Raw genomic sequence first — 16,216 nt, 5'->3', positions numbered from 1 at the left:
TACTCCTTGCGTAAAACCGCCCCAATGGGTGAAGTCGGGGGGCCTCGTCGGATGCGGGGCGGTAATCCTGTGACTTGACGCCATGCTATTTCTGATCTTTGCGACTGGCCTGTTTCTGGCCACGCTGTCGATGGTGCGCCCCGCGCTCGCTGACGGCCCGCCCTTGGCTTTGTCAGGGCTGAACGGCGCCAGCGTGGTGATCGCATTCACCTGTTTCGTCTCGGTCGGCGTGCTGATGGGGTCGGTCTTTGCCTTCGCGCTTTTGCTGGCGTTTTTGCTGCATGAATTTGGCCATGTGCTGGCCTATCGCATGGTAGGGCACGCAGATGCGCGGTTTCGTTTGGTTCCGTTCTGGAATGGGGTGCGGATTTCCGACACGCCGCCGCGGTCGGATCTTGATGCGTTCTTCATCGCCTTGATGGGCCCAGGGGTCAGCCTGGCACCGATGGTACTGTCCTTTGCGCTGGTCGACGTGTTGGCGCCACATGCGCCGCTGGCTTCCGATTTCTTCCTGCAATTCGCGCTGGCGACTGGCGCGTTGAATTTCGTGAACCTGCTGCCATTGTGGCCGCTGGATGGCGGGCGCTGCATTCGCATCATGGTCCAGGCGCAGTTTCCTGGTGTCGGACCGCTGGCCGCTGCTGCCATGTCTGCGGCGCTGATGGGATTTGCCTATTCGGTAAGTTCGGTTCTGATCTTCCTGATGGCGCTGGTGGGTGCTTTTGCCCTGATCACAGGCCGTGAGGACCACGCTTCGCGCGCCACACTGACCAAACACGAGCTGCGCTTGGCACTGACCGCATATTTCGCTGCGTTGTCGGCGTTTTTCCTTGGGGGATGGTGGATCATCCGGATCATTCCGATGACCTGACCGCCGGGCGAACTGCATCTTTCCCCCTGCGACGACATGTGCCACTTTCCGAGAGGAAAAAAGGAGCGCCCATGCCGATCACCACCTGTATTTTCGACGCCTATGGCACGCTGTTCGATGTCACGGCCGCCGCGCGTGAGGCCGCCGCAGAACCCGGCAACGAAGCGCTGGCTGATATCTGGCCGAAACTGGCCGCCGACTGGCGTGCGAAACAGCTGCAATACACCTGGCTGCGCGCCGTAACGGGCGAACATGCGGACTTCTGGACCGTGACCCAGAACGGGCTGGACTGGGCGCTTGAGGCCAGCGGTCTGCGCGACCCCGCCCTGCGCGAACGCTTGTTACAGCTATACTGGGAACTGGCGGCTTATCCCGAAGTGCCCGCCATGCTGGCCGCGCTTAAAGACGGCGGGTTCAACACCGCGATCCTGTCGAACGGATCGCCCGACATGTTGGCGGGCGCGGTGCAATCGGCGGGATTGTCAGAGCTGCTGGACGATAGTCTGTCGGTGGAAAGCGTCGGCGTTTTCAAACCCGCCGCCCAAGTCTATGACCTTGTCCTGAAACGGTTCAACTGCACCCGCGAACAGGTGCTGTTCGTCAGCTCGAACGGCTGGGACGTGTCCGCCGCCAGCGGTTTCGGTTTCAACACGATCTGGGTCAACCGCGCGGGTGAACCGATGGACCGCCTGGACCACAAGCCGCACGAAATGCTGCACGATCTGACCGCCATTCCCGATTATGCGAGGGCCATTTGATGAAAACCTTTCAATCCACCGACGGGCTGACCTTGGCCTACCGCGACGAAGGCGAAGGGCTGCCGGTTATCGCGCTGGCCGGGCTTACGCGCAATGGCGACGATTTCAACTTCGTCGCCCCGCATCTGGAGGGTGTGCGCCTGATCCGCCCTGATTATCGCGGGCGCGGGCAATCCGACTGGGCACCCTATCAAAGCTATACCATCCAGGTCGAGGCGATGGACGCGCTGCATCTGATGGATCACCTTGGGCTGGAACAGGCCGCGATCCTTGGCACCTCACGCGGCGGGCTGATCGCGATGGGCATGGCCGCCACGGTGCACGAACGCCTGCTGGGCGTCTGCCTGAACGACATCGGTCCGGTGATTGACCCCGACGGGCTTGAGGTCATCATGGGATACCTTGGCGTGCCGCCCAGCGCAAAGTCGTTTGAGGCAGCCGCCGAGACCCGCGCGCGGGTGATGGACGGGTTCGACAATGTGCCAATGTCGCGATGGCTGGAAGAGGTGCACAACATCCTTGAGGAGGACGGTAAAGGTGGCTTGAAAAACCGCTATGACCCAGCCTTGCGTGACGCGGTGATCGAAGCGGGCGCACAGCCGATCCCAGATCTCTGGCCACTGTTCGATGCGCTGAATGGCCTGCCTGCCGCGCTGATCCACGGGGCAAACTCGAACCTGTTGTCCGATGCCACCGTGGCCGAAATGCGCCGCCGCCACCCCGGCATGGAATATGCCAAGGTGCCCGACCGGGGCCACGTGCCATTTCTGGACGAACCCGAAGCGCTGGCGGTGCTGAAAGCCTGGATCGAGGACATGCGATGAACATCGAGATGATCCGCGCGGCCGCCGAACGGTTGGAGGGTCACGCCCGGCGCACACCGCTTTTGTCGTCACCGTTTCTGGACGAGTTGGCCGGGCGGCAGGTGTTCGTGAAACCCGAATGTCTGCAACACAGCGGAAGCTTCAAGTTTCGCGGTGCTTGGTCGGCGATATCCGCGCTGGCCCCCGACACCCGCGCGCGTGGCATCATCGCGTTTTCGTCGGGCAACCACGCGCAGGGCGTGGCAATGGCCGCGGCCCAGCATGGCACCTCGGCCGTGATCATCATGCCTGCAGATGCCCCGCGGCAGAAGATCGACAACACGCGCGCTTTGGGGGGCGAGGTTGTTCTGTATGACCGCGAAAACGAAGACCGGGACGCGATCGGCGCGCAGCTGGCCGAAGAGCGTGGCCTGACCCTGGTCAAACCCTTCGACAACCCGCAGGTGATCGCCGGGCAAGGCACCACCGGGCTTGAGATCGCCCAGCAGGCCCACGCGCTTGGCGTGACGCGCGGCGATGTTCTGATCCCCTGTGGCGGGGGTGGCCTGACCTCGGGCACCGCGCTGGCGCTTGAGGCTGAGGCGCCGGGGCTGCGCGCCCGACCGGTCGAGCCTGAAGGTTTCGACGACGTGGCACGGTCGCTGGCCACCGGGTCGATCCAGCGCAACGAAAAGCTGTCAGGCTCGCTGTGCGATGCGATCGTGACGCCGCAACCGGGTGACCTGACCTTTCCGATCATGCACCGCCTGTGCGGGCCGGGCATTGCGGTCAGCGAAGATGACTGCCAACGCGCGATGGCTGCCGCGTTCAACCGGCTGAAAATCGTGATCGAACCCGGTGGGGCCGTGGCTTTGGCGGCGGCATTGTTCCACGCAGACAAGGTTGAGTGCGACGCGGTGATCGTCGTCGCCTCGGGCGGCAACGTCGACACGCCCGTGTTCCGCCAGGCGTTGGACCGGTTCGGGTGAACCACCGAGAAGGCGACCTGATCGCGTTGGGTCTGGCCGGGGATTTCGACGTGATCGTGCATGGCTGCAATTGCTTTGGCACGATGGGCGCGGGCATTGCGCAAGCGATTGCCGCACAGGTCCCCGAAGCCCTTGAGGCGGACCTTGCGACCCCACTGGGGAACCCCGCCAAGCTGGGCACAATCTCGACCGCGACCCACGGCGCGCTGACCATCGTCAACGCCTATACGCAGTTTCGCCCCGCAGGCCCCGCGCCGCTGGTCGATCTGGATGCGGTGTCGCGCACCTTTGACGTGATCGCCACGCGGTTCCCGACGGCGCGCATCGGCTATCCCCTGATCGGAGCCGGGCTGGCCGGTGGCAACTGGAACCACATCGCGCCGCGTATCAACACGGCTTTGTCAGGTCTGGATCATTGCCTTGTCACCCTGCCGGGCGCAGGATGGCCAAAACAGGTATGAGGCCAACATGACCGATTTCACGATTGCATCCTTCAACGTCAAAAACCTGATCGGCGCCGATCAGGAGTATTACCAGTTCCAGACCTACACGCCTGAAGAATACGCCTGGAAAAAGGACTGGATGGCCGACCAGCTGATGACGCTGGACGCCGACGTGGTCGGGTTTCAGGAAATCTTCGAAGAAGATGCGCTGCGCGACGTGGTCAGTGAAACCAACCGCCGGGCGCATGCACTGAACAAGATGGCGGTGCCCGACGACAGCAAATCCTATCGCCGCAAGGTCATTTTCCGCAAGCTGGCGGTCGAGCCATATGACAACGCCACCCTGGCTTTTGCCCCCAACGTGGCCGATGGTGAACCGGGGCAGCGCCGACCCGGCGTCGCCGTGCTGTCGCGCTTCGGCTTTGTCGGAGACCCTGAGGTGGTGCAGGATCTGGACGAACCGATCACCATTCCCTTCCAGCCCCTGCGCGGCAGCGAAGACGCGGATGCGGGCAGCTATACGCTGCGCCGCCTGTCGCGCCCGATTCTCAAGGTGCGCGTGCCGGTGGGCGACAAGGTCGTGACCCTGTTCAACTGCCACCTGAAATCGAAGCTTGGCGAACATATCACCCCGAAGGGCGCGGAGTTTGCACCCGCCGAGGACCTGACCCGCTATGACCCCGTGGCCCGTGCTTTGGGCAGCCTGCGTGCCGCCGTCCGGCGCATGGCCGAAGCCTGGGTGCTGCGCCGGATGATCGTCGAAGAGCTGAACCGCGGCCGGCCGGTCGTCGTGCTGGGGGATTTCAACGATGGCGAACATGCGGTGAGCAGCGAGATCATCTCGGGCGAAGTGCCGTTCAAGAACTACGCCTGGATGCTGCGCCATGACGCCAAGGATTACGGCGACCGGTATTCGGGCGATCAGGCAAAACAGATCACCGCGAATGTGGAAAAGGTCAGGCTCTACTCGGCCGAAAAGCTGTTCGTGCGCAAAAGCCTGCGCGACATGGTCTATACCTCGTCCTTCAACGGGGTGTTTGAAAGCATCGACCAGATTCTGCTCAGCCGTCATTTCCACCCGGAAAACCCGGACCGGATTGCGGACATGGATTACTTCAGCGTGCTGAACGACCATATCACCGACGGGTCACACCCCGAAGCGCCATATAACAAGCTGGCCTCGGACCACGGGCAGATCATGGCGCATCTGCAGCTAAGGGACTGACATGCACGACGCCCCGCCTGATTTCGGCACCCTGACCCTGCACCACGAAGAAACCGGCCCGACAGATGACCCTGTGCTGGTACTGGCGCATGCCTTGGGGGCAAACTTGCGCATCTGGGACGGGATCATGCCGCACCTGCCCGATGGCCTGCGGGTGATCCGCATGGACATGCGCGGCCACGGCGCCAGCCCCTGCCCCGAAGGGCCGTATTACATGGGCGACCTGGTGGCAGATGCCGCGCGGCTGCTGGACCGGCTGGCGGTGAAGGATTGCGTCTTCGTCGGGCTTTCAATTGGTGGCATGATCGCGCAGGGGCTGGCCGCCGAGCGACTGGACCTGGTGCGCGCCATGGTCCTGTCGAACACCGCCGCCAAAATCGGCACCCCGGCGATCTGGCAGGACCGGATCGACGCGATCCGCGCGGGCGGGATCGAGGCCGTTGTAGAGCCCAACATGGAGCGCTGGTTTTCCCGCGCCAGCCATCGCGACCAACCCGAAATGATCGAGACCGCGCGCACCCGCCTGCGCGCCACGCCGCTTGAGGGCTACTTGGGTTGCTGCGCCGCGATTGCGGAAACAGACCTTTATGACAGCACCGCGCGGCTGACCCTGCCGACGCTGGCCATTGCGGGCAGCGAAGATGGCTCAACCCCCGCCGACCTGGTGCGCGAAACCGCAGGGCTGATCCCCGGCGCGCGGTTTGAGCTGATGCGCGGCTGCGCTCACATGGCGCCGGTGGAAAAGCCCGCAGAATACGCCGCACTGCTGACCACTTTTCTGCGCGGCATCGGCCATGTCTGAATTTCTCCTTGTCCACGGCACCGGCCACGGCGCGTGGTGCTTTCGCGACCTTATCCCGGCACTTGAGGCGTGCGGTCACACCGCCCGCGCCATCGATCTGCCCGCCCACGGGCAGGACCAGACCCCAATCGGGGACGCGACACTGGACAGCTATGCCCAGGCCATTTTGGGTGCGATCGACACGCCCGTGACACTGGTCGGGCATTCGATGGGCGGGTTCCCGATCACGCAGGCCGCGTGGCTTGCGCCCGAGAAGGTCCGCCGCCTGATCTATCTCTGTGCCTATGTGCCCGCGCCGGGGAAAAGCCTTGTCGACATGCGCCGCGCCTGGCCCGAACAGCCCTTGGCAGACGCGTTCGACACCGCGCCGGACCGCCAAAGCTTTTCCTTCAAACCCGCGCTGGTGCGGGAAAAGCTGTATCAGGATTGCCCGCCGGAGGTGGTGGATTATGCCCGCGCGCAGCTGTGCGCCGAGCCTGCGAAACCATCTCTGACCCCGGTCGGTGGCACACCGGATGTGCCGCGCAGCTATATCCGCTGCACGAAGGATCAGACGATTCCCCCGGCCTATCAGACGGTGATGAGCGAAGGGTGCGACGAACGCTTTGACCTATCCACCGGGCATTCCCCGTTCTTTGCCGATCCCGCCGGATTGGCCGCGCTGTTGGCCCGCATCGCCTGAACACGACGCCCCGTTGTCGATTTTCCGCTTGCAGGTCGAAACCACCCCTCGCAATCTGGGCGAAACGAACACGGGGACATCCATGCAAAAGATCAAAGCCGCCGTTTGCCACGAGTTTGGCAAGCCTTTGCAGATCGAAGAGATTTCGATCCGCGCGCCCAAGGGAAGCGAAGTCGAAGTCACGCTTGAGGCGGTTGCGATTTGCCACAGCGATATTTCCTTTGCCGATGGCGCCTGGGGCGGATCCCTGCCTGCGGTTTATGGCCACGAGGCCGCCGGGCGGATCAGCGCGGTGGGCGACCACACGCGCGGGTTGAGTGTCGGCGATCCGGTGGTGGTGACCCTGATCCGGTCATGCCAAAGCTGTCCGTCCTGCGCGTCGGGCAGCCCGGTCACCTGCGAAACGCCCTATGACGGCGATCATGGCCCGATCACCACGGTCGAGGGCGGCAAGCTGCATCAGGCGATGGCCTGCGGTGCCTTCGCTGAAAAGGTCGTGGTGGAGCAAAGCCAGGTGGTGAAACTGCCCGAGGGTATCCCGATGGATTCGGCGTCCCTGCTGGCCTGTGGTGTGATCACCGGGGTCGGCGCGGTGGTGAACTCGGCCGCGATCCGGCCCGGTCAGACGGTCGTGGTGATCGGCGCGGGCGGCGTCGGTCTGAACGCGATCCAGGGCGCGCGCATCGCGGGCGCCAGCCGTATCATCGCCGTGGACATGAGCGAGGACAAGCTGGACGCCGCGATGGATTTCGGTGCGACCCATGGCGTTTTGGGCACCGAAAAGGCGCCGTGGAAGGCCGTGCGCAAGGCCACGGATGGGCGCGGCGCGGACGTGGTTTTGGTCACTGTGGGCGCGATCCCGGCTTATGACGCCGCCCCACGCTACCTTGCGCCCGGTGGCAAAGTCATCATGGTCGGCATGCCCCATTCGGGCGACATGTCCACCTATGAGCCCGTGATCCTGGCCGCCCTTGGCCAGGGCATGGTCGGATCAAAAATGGGCGACGTGGTGATCAGCCGCGACATCCCGTGGATGGTGGACCTGTATGAACAGGGGCGGCTGAAGCTGGATGAACTGGTGTCGGGGCGCTGGACGTTGGACCAGATCAACGACGCGATAGAGGACACCAAATCCGGCGCCGCCCGGCGCAACGTCATTCTGTTCGACAAGGAGTAACCCATGACAGACGCGGTCATCGAAGATGGGGGCCGCGTTCTGCGGCTTCAGGGCAAACGGTTCCACGCGATCTGGCTTCTGGACAACGCACAGGACGGCGTGACGCGGGACCCCGGCAATGGACAGCGGCTGATCACGATGGCGGACCTGCCCGCCGACCCACGCCTGACGGAGGCCGGTCTCACGGACGGCACTCTCACAGTCTCGATTGACGGTCGAGCGCTGGAATTTGACCGCGACTGGCTGGTGGCACGCGCCTATGACCCCTGCCCTGCGCTGACCCTGCCCGCGCATGCGACACCGTGGGACGCGACGCTGACGGACATTCCCACCGGCAACATGGCCGCACTTCAAGCGGGCGGTGACGCGCTGCGCGATTGGCTGTCTGGCGTGCGCCAATACGGCTTTGCCCGCGTGACCGGGATGGCCGCGGAACCCGGCGGGCTGTTCGATATCGTGGCCTTGTTCGGCTTTGTACGCGAGACGAATTACGGTCGGCATTTCGAGGTGCGGACCGAGGTGAACCCGACCAACCTGGCCTTCACTGGCCTTGGGCTTCAGGCCCATACGGACAACCCCTATCGCGACCCGGTGCCGACCTTGCAGGTGCTGTCCTGTCTTGAAAACTCGGCCGAGGGTGGGGAGAACATGGTGGTCGATGGCTTTTCCGCCGCGCTGCGCCTGCGCGCGGAAAACCCCGAAGGGTTCGACCTGCTGGCGCGCTATTCTGCCCGGTTCGAATATGCCGGAGAGGCTGGCGTGCGCCTGCAATCGCGCCGCCCGATGATCGAGCTGAGCCCCGAGGGCACGCTGATCGGCGTGCGCTTCAACTCGCGTTCGATCGCGCCGCTGACGGATGTGCCGTTCGCGCACATGGCGGGCTATTACGCCGCCTACCGCCAGCTGTCCGACATCATCGACGACACCGCACAAGAGGTGACGTTCAAGCTGTCACCGGGTGAGGCGTTCATTGTCGACAACACCCGTGTGCTGCATGCCCGCAAGGGGTATTCCGGCGAAGGATCGCGCTGGTTGCAGGGGTGTTACGCCGACAAGGACGGGCTTCTGTCGACCCTCGCCGCGTTGGAGGCGGGTGCATGAGGCCCGATCTGACCCCCGACACCATCGTCGATTTCATCGCCGACATTTTCACCCGCCGCGGGGGCGAGGAATACCTGGGCGAACCCGTCACCATGGCGCAGCACATGTTGCAGGGCGCCACCATTGCCGAACAAAACGGGATGAGCGAAGAGATCATCGTCGCCGCCCTTCTGCATGACATCGGTCATTTCACGTCCGAGTTCGGCACCTATCACCCGGATGACACGCAGGACCGCCACCACGAGGACGCGGGCGAAGAGGTCCTTGCCCCCTTCTTCCCACCCGTCATCACCGATTGCGTGAAATACCATGTGGCTGCGAAAAGGTATCTGTGCGCGACCAAGCCGGACTATTTCGCCCGCCTGTCCACCGCCTCGGTGCATACGCTGGAATTGCAGGGCGGGCCGATGGACCCCACCGAAGTCACCGCGTTCGAACAGAACCCGCATCTGACCGAAATCATCCAGGTCCGATATCTGGATGAGGCTGGCAAACGCCCGGACATGGACACCCCAGATTTCGCCCATTTCGCCCCCATGGTGCAACGTATGGTGGACGCTCACACAAAGGCACACTCATGAAACTGCAAGACCTCGACATCATCGTGACAGCCCCCCCCGCGCCCGGCTGGGGTGGGCGATACTGGATCTTCGTGAAGCTCACCACCGACAACGGGGTCGTCGGGTGGGGCGAGGTCTATGCGGCCTCGGTCGGCCCAGATGCGATGCGCGCGGTGATCACCGATGTGTTTGAACGGCACATGCAAGGCGAGAACCCGGAGAACATCGAGATGATGTTCCGCCGCGCCTATTCCTCGGGCTTCACGCAACGGCCTGATTTGAGCGTGATGGGCGCTTTTTCCGGCCTTGAGATTGCGTGTTGGGACATTCTGGGCAAAGCGCATGACCGGCCGGTCTATGCGCTGATGGGGGGCGTGATGAACGAACGCATCCGCTCCTATACCTACCTGTATCCGCTGGCGCATCACGATATGGGCGAATTCTGGGCCTCGCCCGACATGGCCGCCGAATGTGCGGCGCAGATGGTTGCGGACGGCTTCACGGCGGTGAAATTCGACCCGGCAGGGCCTTACACCCTGCGCGGTGGGCACATGCCTGCGATGTCCGACATCAGCAGCTCGGTTGCCTTTTGCAAGGCGATCCGCGAGGCGGTGGGCGACCGCGCTGACCTGCTCTTTGGCACTCACGGGCAGTTCTCAACCGGCGGCGCGATCCGTCTGGCCAAGGCGTTGGAGCCCTATTCACCGCTGTGGTTCGAAGAACCCGTGCCGCCCGACAATGTAGCCGAGATGGCCAAGGTCGCACGCGCCACGTCGATCCCCGTGGCCACCGGCGAACGCCTGACCACAAAGGCCGAGTTCGCACCGATCCTGCGACAAGGGGCTGCGACAATCCTGCAACCCGCGCTGGGGCGCTCGGGCGGCATTCTGGAAACCAAGAAGATCGCGGCGATGGCCGAGGTCTATAACGCCCAGGTCGCGCCGCATCTCTATGCCGGCCCGATCGAATGGGCGGCCAACATCCAGCTGGCGGCCAACATTCCGAACCTGTTGATGGCGGAAACGATCCAGCAGGGCGGTGATTTCCACCTGGCGCTGATCAAGAACTCGATCACCTGGGAGGACGGTTTCATCCACGCCCCCACCGCGCCGGGGCTGGGCATCGAGGTCGACGAAGACCTGGCCCGCGCGCATCCCTATGACGGCACCGGCCTGCATCTTGAGATGCAGGAAGAGCCCTGCAACTATGTCGACGGGAACGCGTTCGAAGGCGGCGCGCCTGCGCGGGCGGTGGACGACGATCCCGCCTGACCCGTCATCGCTGATGTTGCGACGGCGGTGCAGAACCGGACCCGGGAACAGCCCCGGTCAAGCGATGCTGCGCGCGTCCAACCCTGCGGATTTCCCCGTCCTTCGCGAAAATCGTGAAACAGCTACTGGTGGGATGGTATAATACGGGGTCTTTTCCCAGTGACCCAGAGGCGCGCGATGCCGTAAAAGGGGGCAGGAACCCACTGTGTGCAAAGGTGCACAGCACGCCTGAAGCCGGCGGCGTCACTTGGCATTTAGAAGGATAAGGTCATGCAGCAGCAACCCAACCACACAGAAACCGTCGACCGGTCAGGCCTGTCCGTCAACGCGGACCTAGCCCGCTTCATTGAAGACGAGGCGCTGACCGGCACAGGCATCGACGCAGTGCAGTTCTGGGCCGGATTTGCCGGATTGGTGCAGGAATTCACCCAGGAAAACCGCGACCTGCTGGCCAAGCGGGAAACGCTGCAAGATCAGATCGACGCCTGGCACATCGAAAACCGGGGCGCGCCGCATGACCGCGACGCCTATAAGGCCTTCCTTGAAAAGATCGGGTATCTGGTCCCAGAGGGCGACGATTTCTCGATTGAAACCAGCAATGTCGACCCCGAGGTGGCGCAAATTCCAGGCCCACAGCTTGTCGTGCCCTCCACCAACGCGCGGTTCGTCCTGAACGCCGCCAATGCGCGCTGGGGCAGTCTTTATGACGGGCTGTATGGCACCGACGCGATGGGAAGCGCAGCCCCCGCCGGACCTTTCGACAACGGACGTGGGGCACGCGTTGTAGCGCGTGCTGCGGTCTTTCTGGACGAAGTGTTTCCTTTGACCGCCACCAGCCACGGCAAGGCGACCTGTTACCGTGTCGAAGGCGGCGCGCTGATGGGTGACGGATCCCCCTTGGTGGACCCGGCGAAGTTTGTCGGCTTCACCGGAGACAGCGCGCAGCCAACATCGATCCTTCTGCGCAACCACGGGCTGCACGTCGAGTTGGTTTTCGACCCGTCCCACCCGATCGGCCAGCAAAGCCCGTCGAACCTTGCCGATGTCCGGATGGAAAGCGCGTTGTCGGCAATCGTCGACTGCGAAGATTCGGTTGCCTGCGTCGATGCCGAGGACAAGATCCTGGCCTATCGCAACTGGCTGGGCCTGATGCGCGGCGACCTGAGTGAGACCTTCACAAAGGGCGGCAAGGAGATGACACGGCGCCTGCATTCCGACCGCGACTTCAGCGCCCCGCAAGGCGGAACCCTGACACTGAAGGGGCGCGCGCTTTTGCTGGTGCGCAATGTCGGTCACCTCATGACCAACCCCGCGATCCACGATGCGGACGGCAATGAGGTGTTCGAGGGCCTGATGGATGCGATGATCACCACGCTGATCGCGATGCAGGATCTGAAGCGTGACACTGGCCCGCGCAATTCAACGACCGGCTCTGTTTACGTGGTGAAACCCAAGATGCACGGGCCGGAAGAGGTCGCCTTTGCCGACGCCATTTTCACACGAGTCGAGCAGGTTCTGGGCTTGCCACAATACACCGTGAAGCTGGGGATCATGGACGAGGAACGCCGCACGTCCGTGAACCTCAAATCCTGCATCCGTGCCGCCAAACACAGGGTGTGTTTCATCAACACCGGGTTCCTGGACCGGACCGGCGATGAAATCCACACCTCGATGGAGGCCGGCCCGTTCAGCCGTAAGGATTTCATCAAGCGCAAAAGCTGGATACTGGCCTATGAAAACCAGAACGTGGATATCGGCCTGGAATGTGGCCTGTCCGGTAAGGCGCAGATCGGCAAGGGCATGTGGGCGGTCCCCGACAAGATGGGGGCGATGCTTGAGCAGAAGATCGAGCACCCGCGCGCGGGCGCGAATTGCGCCTGGGTGCCCAGCCCGACGGCCGCAACGTTGCATGCCACGCATTACCACAAGGTCGACGTGCTGGCGGTTCAGGCGAGCCTGGCAAAGGGCGGGCGCCGGGCCTATGTCGACGCGCTTTTGGATATCCCGCTGGCGGCCTATCGCAAGTGGACCAAAGACCAGATCGTCGCCGAGGTTGAAAACAACGCCCAAGGCATCCTGGGCTATGTCGTGCGCTGGATCGACCAGGGGATCGGGTGCTCGAAAGTGCCAGACATCAACGATGTGGGCCTGATGGAAGACCGCGCCACCTGCCGCATTTCGGCCCAGCACGTTGCGAACTGGCTGCACCACGACGTCGTCTCGCACGATGAGGTGATGGAGATCATGAAGCGGATGGCGGCCGTGGTTGACCGGCAGAATGCGGCGGATCCAACCTATGCGCCAATGGCGCCCGGCTATGATGGCATTGCCTTCAAAGCGGCCTGCGATCTGGTGTTCCTGGGGCGCGAACAGCCTTCGGGGTATACCGAACCGGTCCTGCATCGCCGGCGGCTTGAACTGAAGGCGCAGGGCTAGGACGACACAGGACACGACCTGCCGGGTGCTGTCCGGCAGGTCCCTCCGCGCCAATTTCAAAAATATCCGAAGAGAGTTATAGACCCGTGGCGGGTGGTTGAGCGCGGGGTTCCGTCACATACTTGGTAAAACGCATTCGACAGTCAGGAGCCTTGATGACCGCAAAATATTTCGCCCCGCACGGAGGCCACCCCGGTCAGGAACAACTGCTGACCGACCGGGCCATGTTCACCGACGCCTATGCAGTCATTCCGAAAGGCACGATGCGCGATATCGTGACCAGTTTCCTGCCCTTCTGGGACGACACCCGCCTTTGGGTTCTGTCGCGCCCTTTGTCGGGTTTTGCCGAGACGTTTTCGCAATACATCATGGAGGTGGCTCCGGGCGGTGGATCAGAGCGACCTGAAACCGATCCCGGCGTGCAGGGCGTGTTGTTCGTGGTCGAAGGCACCGCGACCCTGGGGGTGGACGGCGATGTGCATGAGCTGACGCCGGGTGGCTATGCCTACCTGCCGCATGACACCGCCTGGACCTTGCGCAACACCGGGACGGACACCCTGCGGTTTCACTGGATCCGCAAGGCCTATGTCGCCGTTGACGGGCTGGACGCCCCCGATGTTCTGATCCTGAATGAAAACGACATCGCGCCAACCGTGATGCCGGACACCGATGGGAAATGGGCCACGACACGTTTCGTGGACCCGGCCGATCTGCGTCATGACATGCATGTTACCATCGTCACCTTCGAACCCGGCGGGGTCATTCCTTTCGCGGAAACCCACGTGATGGAACACGGGCTTTACGTGCTGGAGGGCAAGGCGGTCTATCGCCTGAACCAGGATTGGGTCGAAGTCGAGGCGGGCGACTACATGTGGCTGCGCGCCTTCTGCCCGCAGGCCTGTTATGCTGGCGGGCCGGGGCGGTTTCGCTATCTGCTTTACAAGGATGTGAACCGGCACATGCCGATGCGCCCACTGGGCTGATCTGGCATCTGCGAAAGATGAGCCCCCGGCGCCCATGACAGGCGCCGGGGGCTTTCGTTTCAGACGTGGTCGTCGTGCGGGATGGACCCTTTCCCATGTCCCGCCATGCCGCCCGAGACTTCCTCGGTCGCCGCATCGGCAAGATGCGCCGGCAGGATCAGGTTCAGCACGATGGCGATGAAGGCTGCGGGCAGGATGCCCGAAGTCATCAGCACCTTGGCCGAGCTGGGCAGGTATTGCACCGCGCCGGGCTCAAGCTGAAGGCCCAGACCGATCGACAGGGCGATCGCGAAGATCACCATGTTGCGCCGGTTCCAGTTCACGTCGGACAGCATCGAGATGCCCGCCGCGACCACCATGCCGAACATGACGATGACACCGCCGCCCAGCACTTCGATCGGGATCGTGCGGATCACCGCGCCGACCTTGGGGATCAGGCCACAGACGATCAGGAAGATCGCGCCGATGGTCACCACGTGGCGGCTCATCACGCCGGTCATGGCGATCAGGCCCACGTTCTGGCTGAACGAGGTGTTCGGGAAACCGCCGAACAGCCCGGCCACCGCCGAGCCGATCCCGTCGGCATAGGTCGCGCCGCGGATCTCGTCATCCGTGGCTTCGCGCCCGGCGCCGCCCTTGGCGATGCCCGACACGTCGCCCACGGTTTCCACAGCGGACACAAAGGCCATCAGGGAAAAGCCGATGACGGCGGCCAAGCTGAACTCGAACCCGTATTTGAACGGCATCGGCAGCGCGAAGGCCGAGGCTTTGCCCCAGCTGCCAGCGATTGAGGCCGCCGATACGGCGTCGGTGAAGAACAACGCATAGAGGTAGCCGACGATCAGACCCAGCAGGACCGCCGAGATCGACAACATGCCCTTGGTGAAGAACTTCAGGCCCAGCGTCACGAAGATGACGATCAGCGCCATGATCCAGTTGCCCAGGCTGCCGTATTCCGGCGTGCCGATCGCGGGCACACCGCCAGCGGCGTATTGGATCCCGACCTTGACCAGAGCAAGGCCGATCATCATCACCACCAGGCCAGTGACCAGTGGCGGCAAGGCAAAGCGGATCTTGCCGATGAACGTGCCCAGGATCGCGTGGACAATGCCGCCGATGATGACGCCGCCAAACAGGGCGGCCAGGGCATCAACACCTTTGCCCGCGACCAGCGGGATCATGATCGGGATGAAAGCGAACGAGGTGCCCTGAACGATCGGCAGTTTCGCCCCGACCGGCCCGGGACCCATCGTTTGCAGCAGCGTGGCGATCCCGGCAAACAGCATCGACATCTGGATCAGATACAGAAGCTCGGGGAAATCCGGGCTGTTTGAGCCAAAGCCGAAGCCCGCGGCCCCGGCGACGATGATCGCTGGCGTCACGTTCGACACGAACATGGCCAGCACATGCTGGATGCCCAGCGGAATCGCCTTGGCAAGTGGGGGTGTGTAATTGGGGTCGCGCAACTGTTCTGGCGTCCCGATGGATGAATTGGACATATGGGTCTCCTCCCTGTTCACTGTCCTTGGGCACAGTCCGGTCTTGGCGCCGGGTCTGTCATGCCGGGTCGACGATAAAGTCCTCCTCGAACCGGTATTCTTCAAGATTGTCACCAGGCCCGATGCGGTCCACGACCGCGAACAGGCCGGGGGCTGCCAACGGGGTCAGAACCCCGTGCCAGGTGCCGCGGTGAAAGTTGATCGCCTGGCCGGGCGCGGTCAGAAAGGCGACCGGCGTGCCAGGCGTGCCGCCCGTGTCGGGCGCAACGATGACCAGAAACGGCGCCGGGGTCAGGGGCACGAACGCCTGACTGCCCTCCGGGTGACGTTCGACCAGGGAAAAGGCATAGGGCAGCGCGCGCGGCTCGGCATTGAACATCGAAATGCCCACACGTCCGCCCGCAAAGTCAAGCTGCGCCAGATCATGGTAACGCCCGCACAGACCTTCGTTGATGATCCGGTCCGGGTCGCCCGCGGCTTCGATCACATCGCCGTACGGGGCGAAGGCCTGTGCCGTCAGAGGCTGGGGGGTCAAAACGCGCATCACGCGAACAGGTCCATCAGGCGGACCTGTGCGATGCGTTCGACCTGGCGGCAGGCCTCGTCGAATTCGGCG

16 protein-coding genes are annotated in these 16,216 nt (G+C 63.4%); 14 read left to right on the top strand and 2 right to left on the bottom strand.

The window, feature by feature from the left end; translation table 11 throughout:
• The first annotated feature begins 82 nt into the window (after positions 1–82).
• The 14 genes from MN188_RS12780 to MN188_RS12715 all read left to right on the top strand — a co-directional run bounded on the left by MN188_RS12780 (position 83) and on the right by MN188_RS12715 (position 14,101).
• Positions 83–871 carry a zinc metalloprotease gene (locus tag MN188_RS12780; protein ID WP_242109517.1) on the top strand — a complete coding sequence of 263 codons (789 nt, stop codon included), beginning with the start codon at positions 83–85 and terminating at the stop codon, positions 869–871.
• Positions 872–942: 71 nt separating this feature from the next.
• A complete protein-coding gene (locus MN188_RS12775; protein WP_242109516.1) occupies positions 943–1,629 on the top strand; it encodes a haloacid dehalogenase type II in 687 nt (228 codons plus the stop codon).
• On the top strand, positions 1,629–2,453 hold the full coding sequence (locus MN188_RS12770) for an alpha/beta fold hydrolase (RefSeq protein ID WP_242109515.1): 825 nt from the start codon (positions 1,629–1,631) through the stop codon (positions 2,451–2,453). The genes MN188_RS12775 and MN188_RS12770 overlap by 1 nt, the downstream gene beginning before the upstream one ends.
• Positions 2,450–3,421, top strand: a complete 972-nt coding sequence (locus MN188_RS12765; protein ID WP_242109514.1) for a threonine ammonia-lyase — start codon at positions 2,450–2,452, stop codon at positions 3,419–3,421. The genes MN188_RS12770 and MN188_RS12765 overlap by 4 nt, the downstream gene beginning before the upstream one ends.
• On the top strand, positions 3,418–3,882 hold the full coding sequence (locus tag MN188_RS12760) for a macro domain-containing protein (RefSeq protein WP_242109513.1): 465 nt from the start codon (positions 3,418–3,420) through the stop codon (positions 3,880–3,882). Before MN188_RS12765 ends, MN188_RS12760 begins: the two co-directional genes overlap by 4 nt.
• Before the next feature lie 7 nt (positions 3,883–3,889).
• Positions 3,890–5,089 (top strand): endonuclease/exonuclease/phosphatase family protein, encoded by a 1,200-nt coding sequence (locus tag MN188_RS12755; RefSeq protein ID WP_242109512.1) that lies wholly within the window; start codon positions 3,890–3,892, stop codon positions 5,087–5,089.
• Between the two features lies 1 nt (position 5,090).
• A complete protein-coding gene (gene pcaD / locus MN188_RS12750) occupies positions 5,091–5,891 on the top strand; it encodes a 3-oxoadipate enol-lactonase (protein WP_242109511.1) in 801 nt (266 codons plus the stop codon).
• Positions 5,884–6,573, top strand: a complete 690-nt coding sequence (locus MN188_RS12745) for an alpha/beta fold hydrolase (protein WP_242109510.1) — start codon at positions 5,884–5,886, stop codon at positions 6,571–6,573. The genes pcaD and MN188_RS12745 overlap by 8 nt, the downstream gene beginning before the upstream one ends.
• Positions 6,574–6,655: 82 nt before the next feature.
• A complete protein-coding gene (locus tag MN188_RS12740) occupies positions 6,656–7,750 on the top strand; it encodes a Zn-dependent alcohol dehydrogenase (RefSeq protein ID WP_242109508.1) in 1,095 nt (364 codons plus the stop codon).
• Between the two features lie 3 nt (positions 7,751–7,753).
• Positions 7,754–8,851, top strand: a complete 1,098-nt coding sequence (gene tmpA / locus MN188_RS12735) for a 2-trimethylaminoethylphosphonate dioxygenase (protein ID WP_242109507.1) — start codon at positions 7,754–7,756, stop codon at positions 8,849–8,851.
• Complete coding sequence (gene tmpB / locus MN188_RS12730; protein ID WP_242109506.1) at positions 8,848–9,432, top strand: (R)-1-hydroxy-2-trimethylaminoethylphosphonate oxygenase; 585 nt, start codon at positions 8,848–8,850, stop codon at positions 9,430–9,432. Before tmpA ends, tmpB begins: the two co-directional genes overlap by 4 nt.
• The gene (locus tag MN188_RS12725) at positions 9,429–10,682 is read left to right on the top strand and encodes a mandelate racemase/muconate lactonizing enzyme family protein (protein ID WP_242109505.1); all 1,254 of its coding nucleotides are present in this window, start codon (positions 9,429–9,431) and stop codon (positions 10,680–10,682) included. The genes tmpB and MN188_RS12725 overlap by 4 nt, the downstream gene beginning before the upstream one ends.
• Before the next feature lie 270 nt (positions 10,683–10,952).
• Positions 10,953–13,118, top strand: coding sequence for a malate synthase G (locus tag MN188_RS12720; RefSeq protein ID WP_242109504.1), 2,166 nt, complete (start codon positions 10,953–10,955; stop codon positions 13,116–13,118).
• Between the two features lie 155 nt (positions 13,119–13,273).
• Complete coding sequence (locus MN188_RS12715) at positions 13,274–14,101, top strand: bifunctional allantoicase/(S)-ureidoglycine aminohydrolase (protein ID WP_242109503.1); 828 nt, start codon at positions 13,274–13,276, stop codon at positions 14,099–14,101.
• Positions 14,102–14,160: 59 nt separating this feature from the next.
• Here the strand turns inward: MN188_RS12715 and MN188_RS12710 are convergent, their stop codons facing one another.
• Positions 14,161–15,600 carry a uracil-xanthine permease family protein gene (locus MN188_RS12710; protein ID WP_242109502.1) on the bottom strand — a complete coding sequence of 480 codons (1,440 nt, stop codon included), beginning with the start codon at positions 15,598–15,600 and terminating at the stop codon, positions 14,161–14,163.
• Between the two features lie 58 nt (positions 15,601–15,658).
• On the bottom strand, positions 15,659–16,144 hold the full coding sequence (locus MN188_RS12705; RefSeq protein ID WP_242109501.1) for an ureidoglycolate lyase: 486 nt from the start codon (positions 16,142–16,144) through the stop codon (positions 15,659–15,661).
• Positions 16,145–16,216: the final 72 nt, after the last annotated feature.

Source organism: Aliiroseovarius subalbicans, from assembly GCF_022678625.1.
Lineage (GTDB): Bacteria > Pseudomonadota > Alphaproteobacteria > Rhodobacterales > Rhodobacteraceae > Aliiroseovarius_A > Aliiroseovarius_A subalbicans.
This window is presented reverse-complemented; position numbering and strand designations above follow the sequence as displayed.

Bases quoted from the DNA above. Each gene is read 5' to 3' on its own strand.
- tmpA (WP_242109507.1), top strand. From the start codon at position 7,754: ATGACAGACGCGGTCATCGAAGATGGGGGCCGCGTTCTGCGGCTTCAG.
- MN188_RS12770 (WP_242109515.1), top strand. From the start codon at position 1,629: ATGAAAACCTTTCAATCCACCGACGGGCTGACCTTGGCCTACCGCGAC.
- MN188_RS12705 (WP_242109501.1), bottom strand. From the start codon at position 16,144: ATGCGCGTTTTGACCCCCCAGCCTCTGACGGCACAGGCCTTCGCCCCG.
- MN188_RS12745 (WP_242109510.1), top strand. From the start codon at position 5,884: ATGTCTGAATTTCTCCTTGTCCACGGCACCGGCCACGGCGCGTGGTGC.
- MN188_RS12780 (WP_242109517.1), top strand. From the start codon at position 83: ATGCTATTTCTGATCTTTGCGACTGGCCTGTTTCTGGCCACGCTGTCG.
- tmpB (WP_242109506.1), top strand. From the start codon at position 8,848: ATGAGGCCCGATCTGACCCCCGACACCATCGTCGATTTCATCGCCGAC.
- MN188_RS12725 (WP_242109505.1), top strand. From the start codon at position 9,429: ATGAAACTGCAAGACCTCGACATCATCGTGACAGCCCCCCCCGCGCCC.
- MN188_RS12715 (WP_242109503.1), top strand. From the start codon at position 13,274: ATGACCGCAAAATATTTCGCCCCGCACGGAGGCCACCCCGGTCAGGAA.
- MN188_RS12765 (WP_242109514.1), top strand. From the start codon at position 2,450: ATGAACATCGAGATGATCCGCGCGGCCGCCGAACGGTTGGAGGGTCAC.
- pcaD (WP_242109511.1), top strand. From the start codon at position 5,091: ATGCACGACGCCCCGCCTGATTTCGGCACCCTGACCCTGCACCACGAA.
- MN188_RS12775 (WP_242109516.1), top strand. From the start codon at position 943: ATGCCGATCACCACCTGTATTTTCGACGCCTATGGCACGCTGTTCGAT.
- MN188_RS12710 (WP_242109502.1), bottom strand. From the start codon at position 15,600: ATGTCCAATTCATCCATCGGGACGCCAGAACAGTTGCGCGACCCCAAT.
- MN188_RS12755 (WP_242109512.1), top strand. From the start codon at position 3,890: ATGACCGATTTCACGATTGCATCCTTCAACGTCAAAAACCTGATCGGC.
- MN188_RS12740 (WP_242109508.1), top strand. From the start codon at position 6,656: ATGCAAAAGATCAAAGCCGCCGTTTGCCACGAGTTTGGCAAGCCTTTG.
- MN188_RS12720 (WP_242109504.1), top strand. From the start codon at position 10,953: ATGCAGCAGCAACCCAACCACACAGAAACCGTCGACCGGTCAGGCCTG.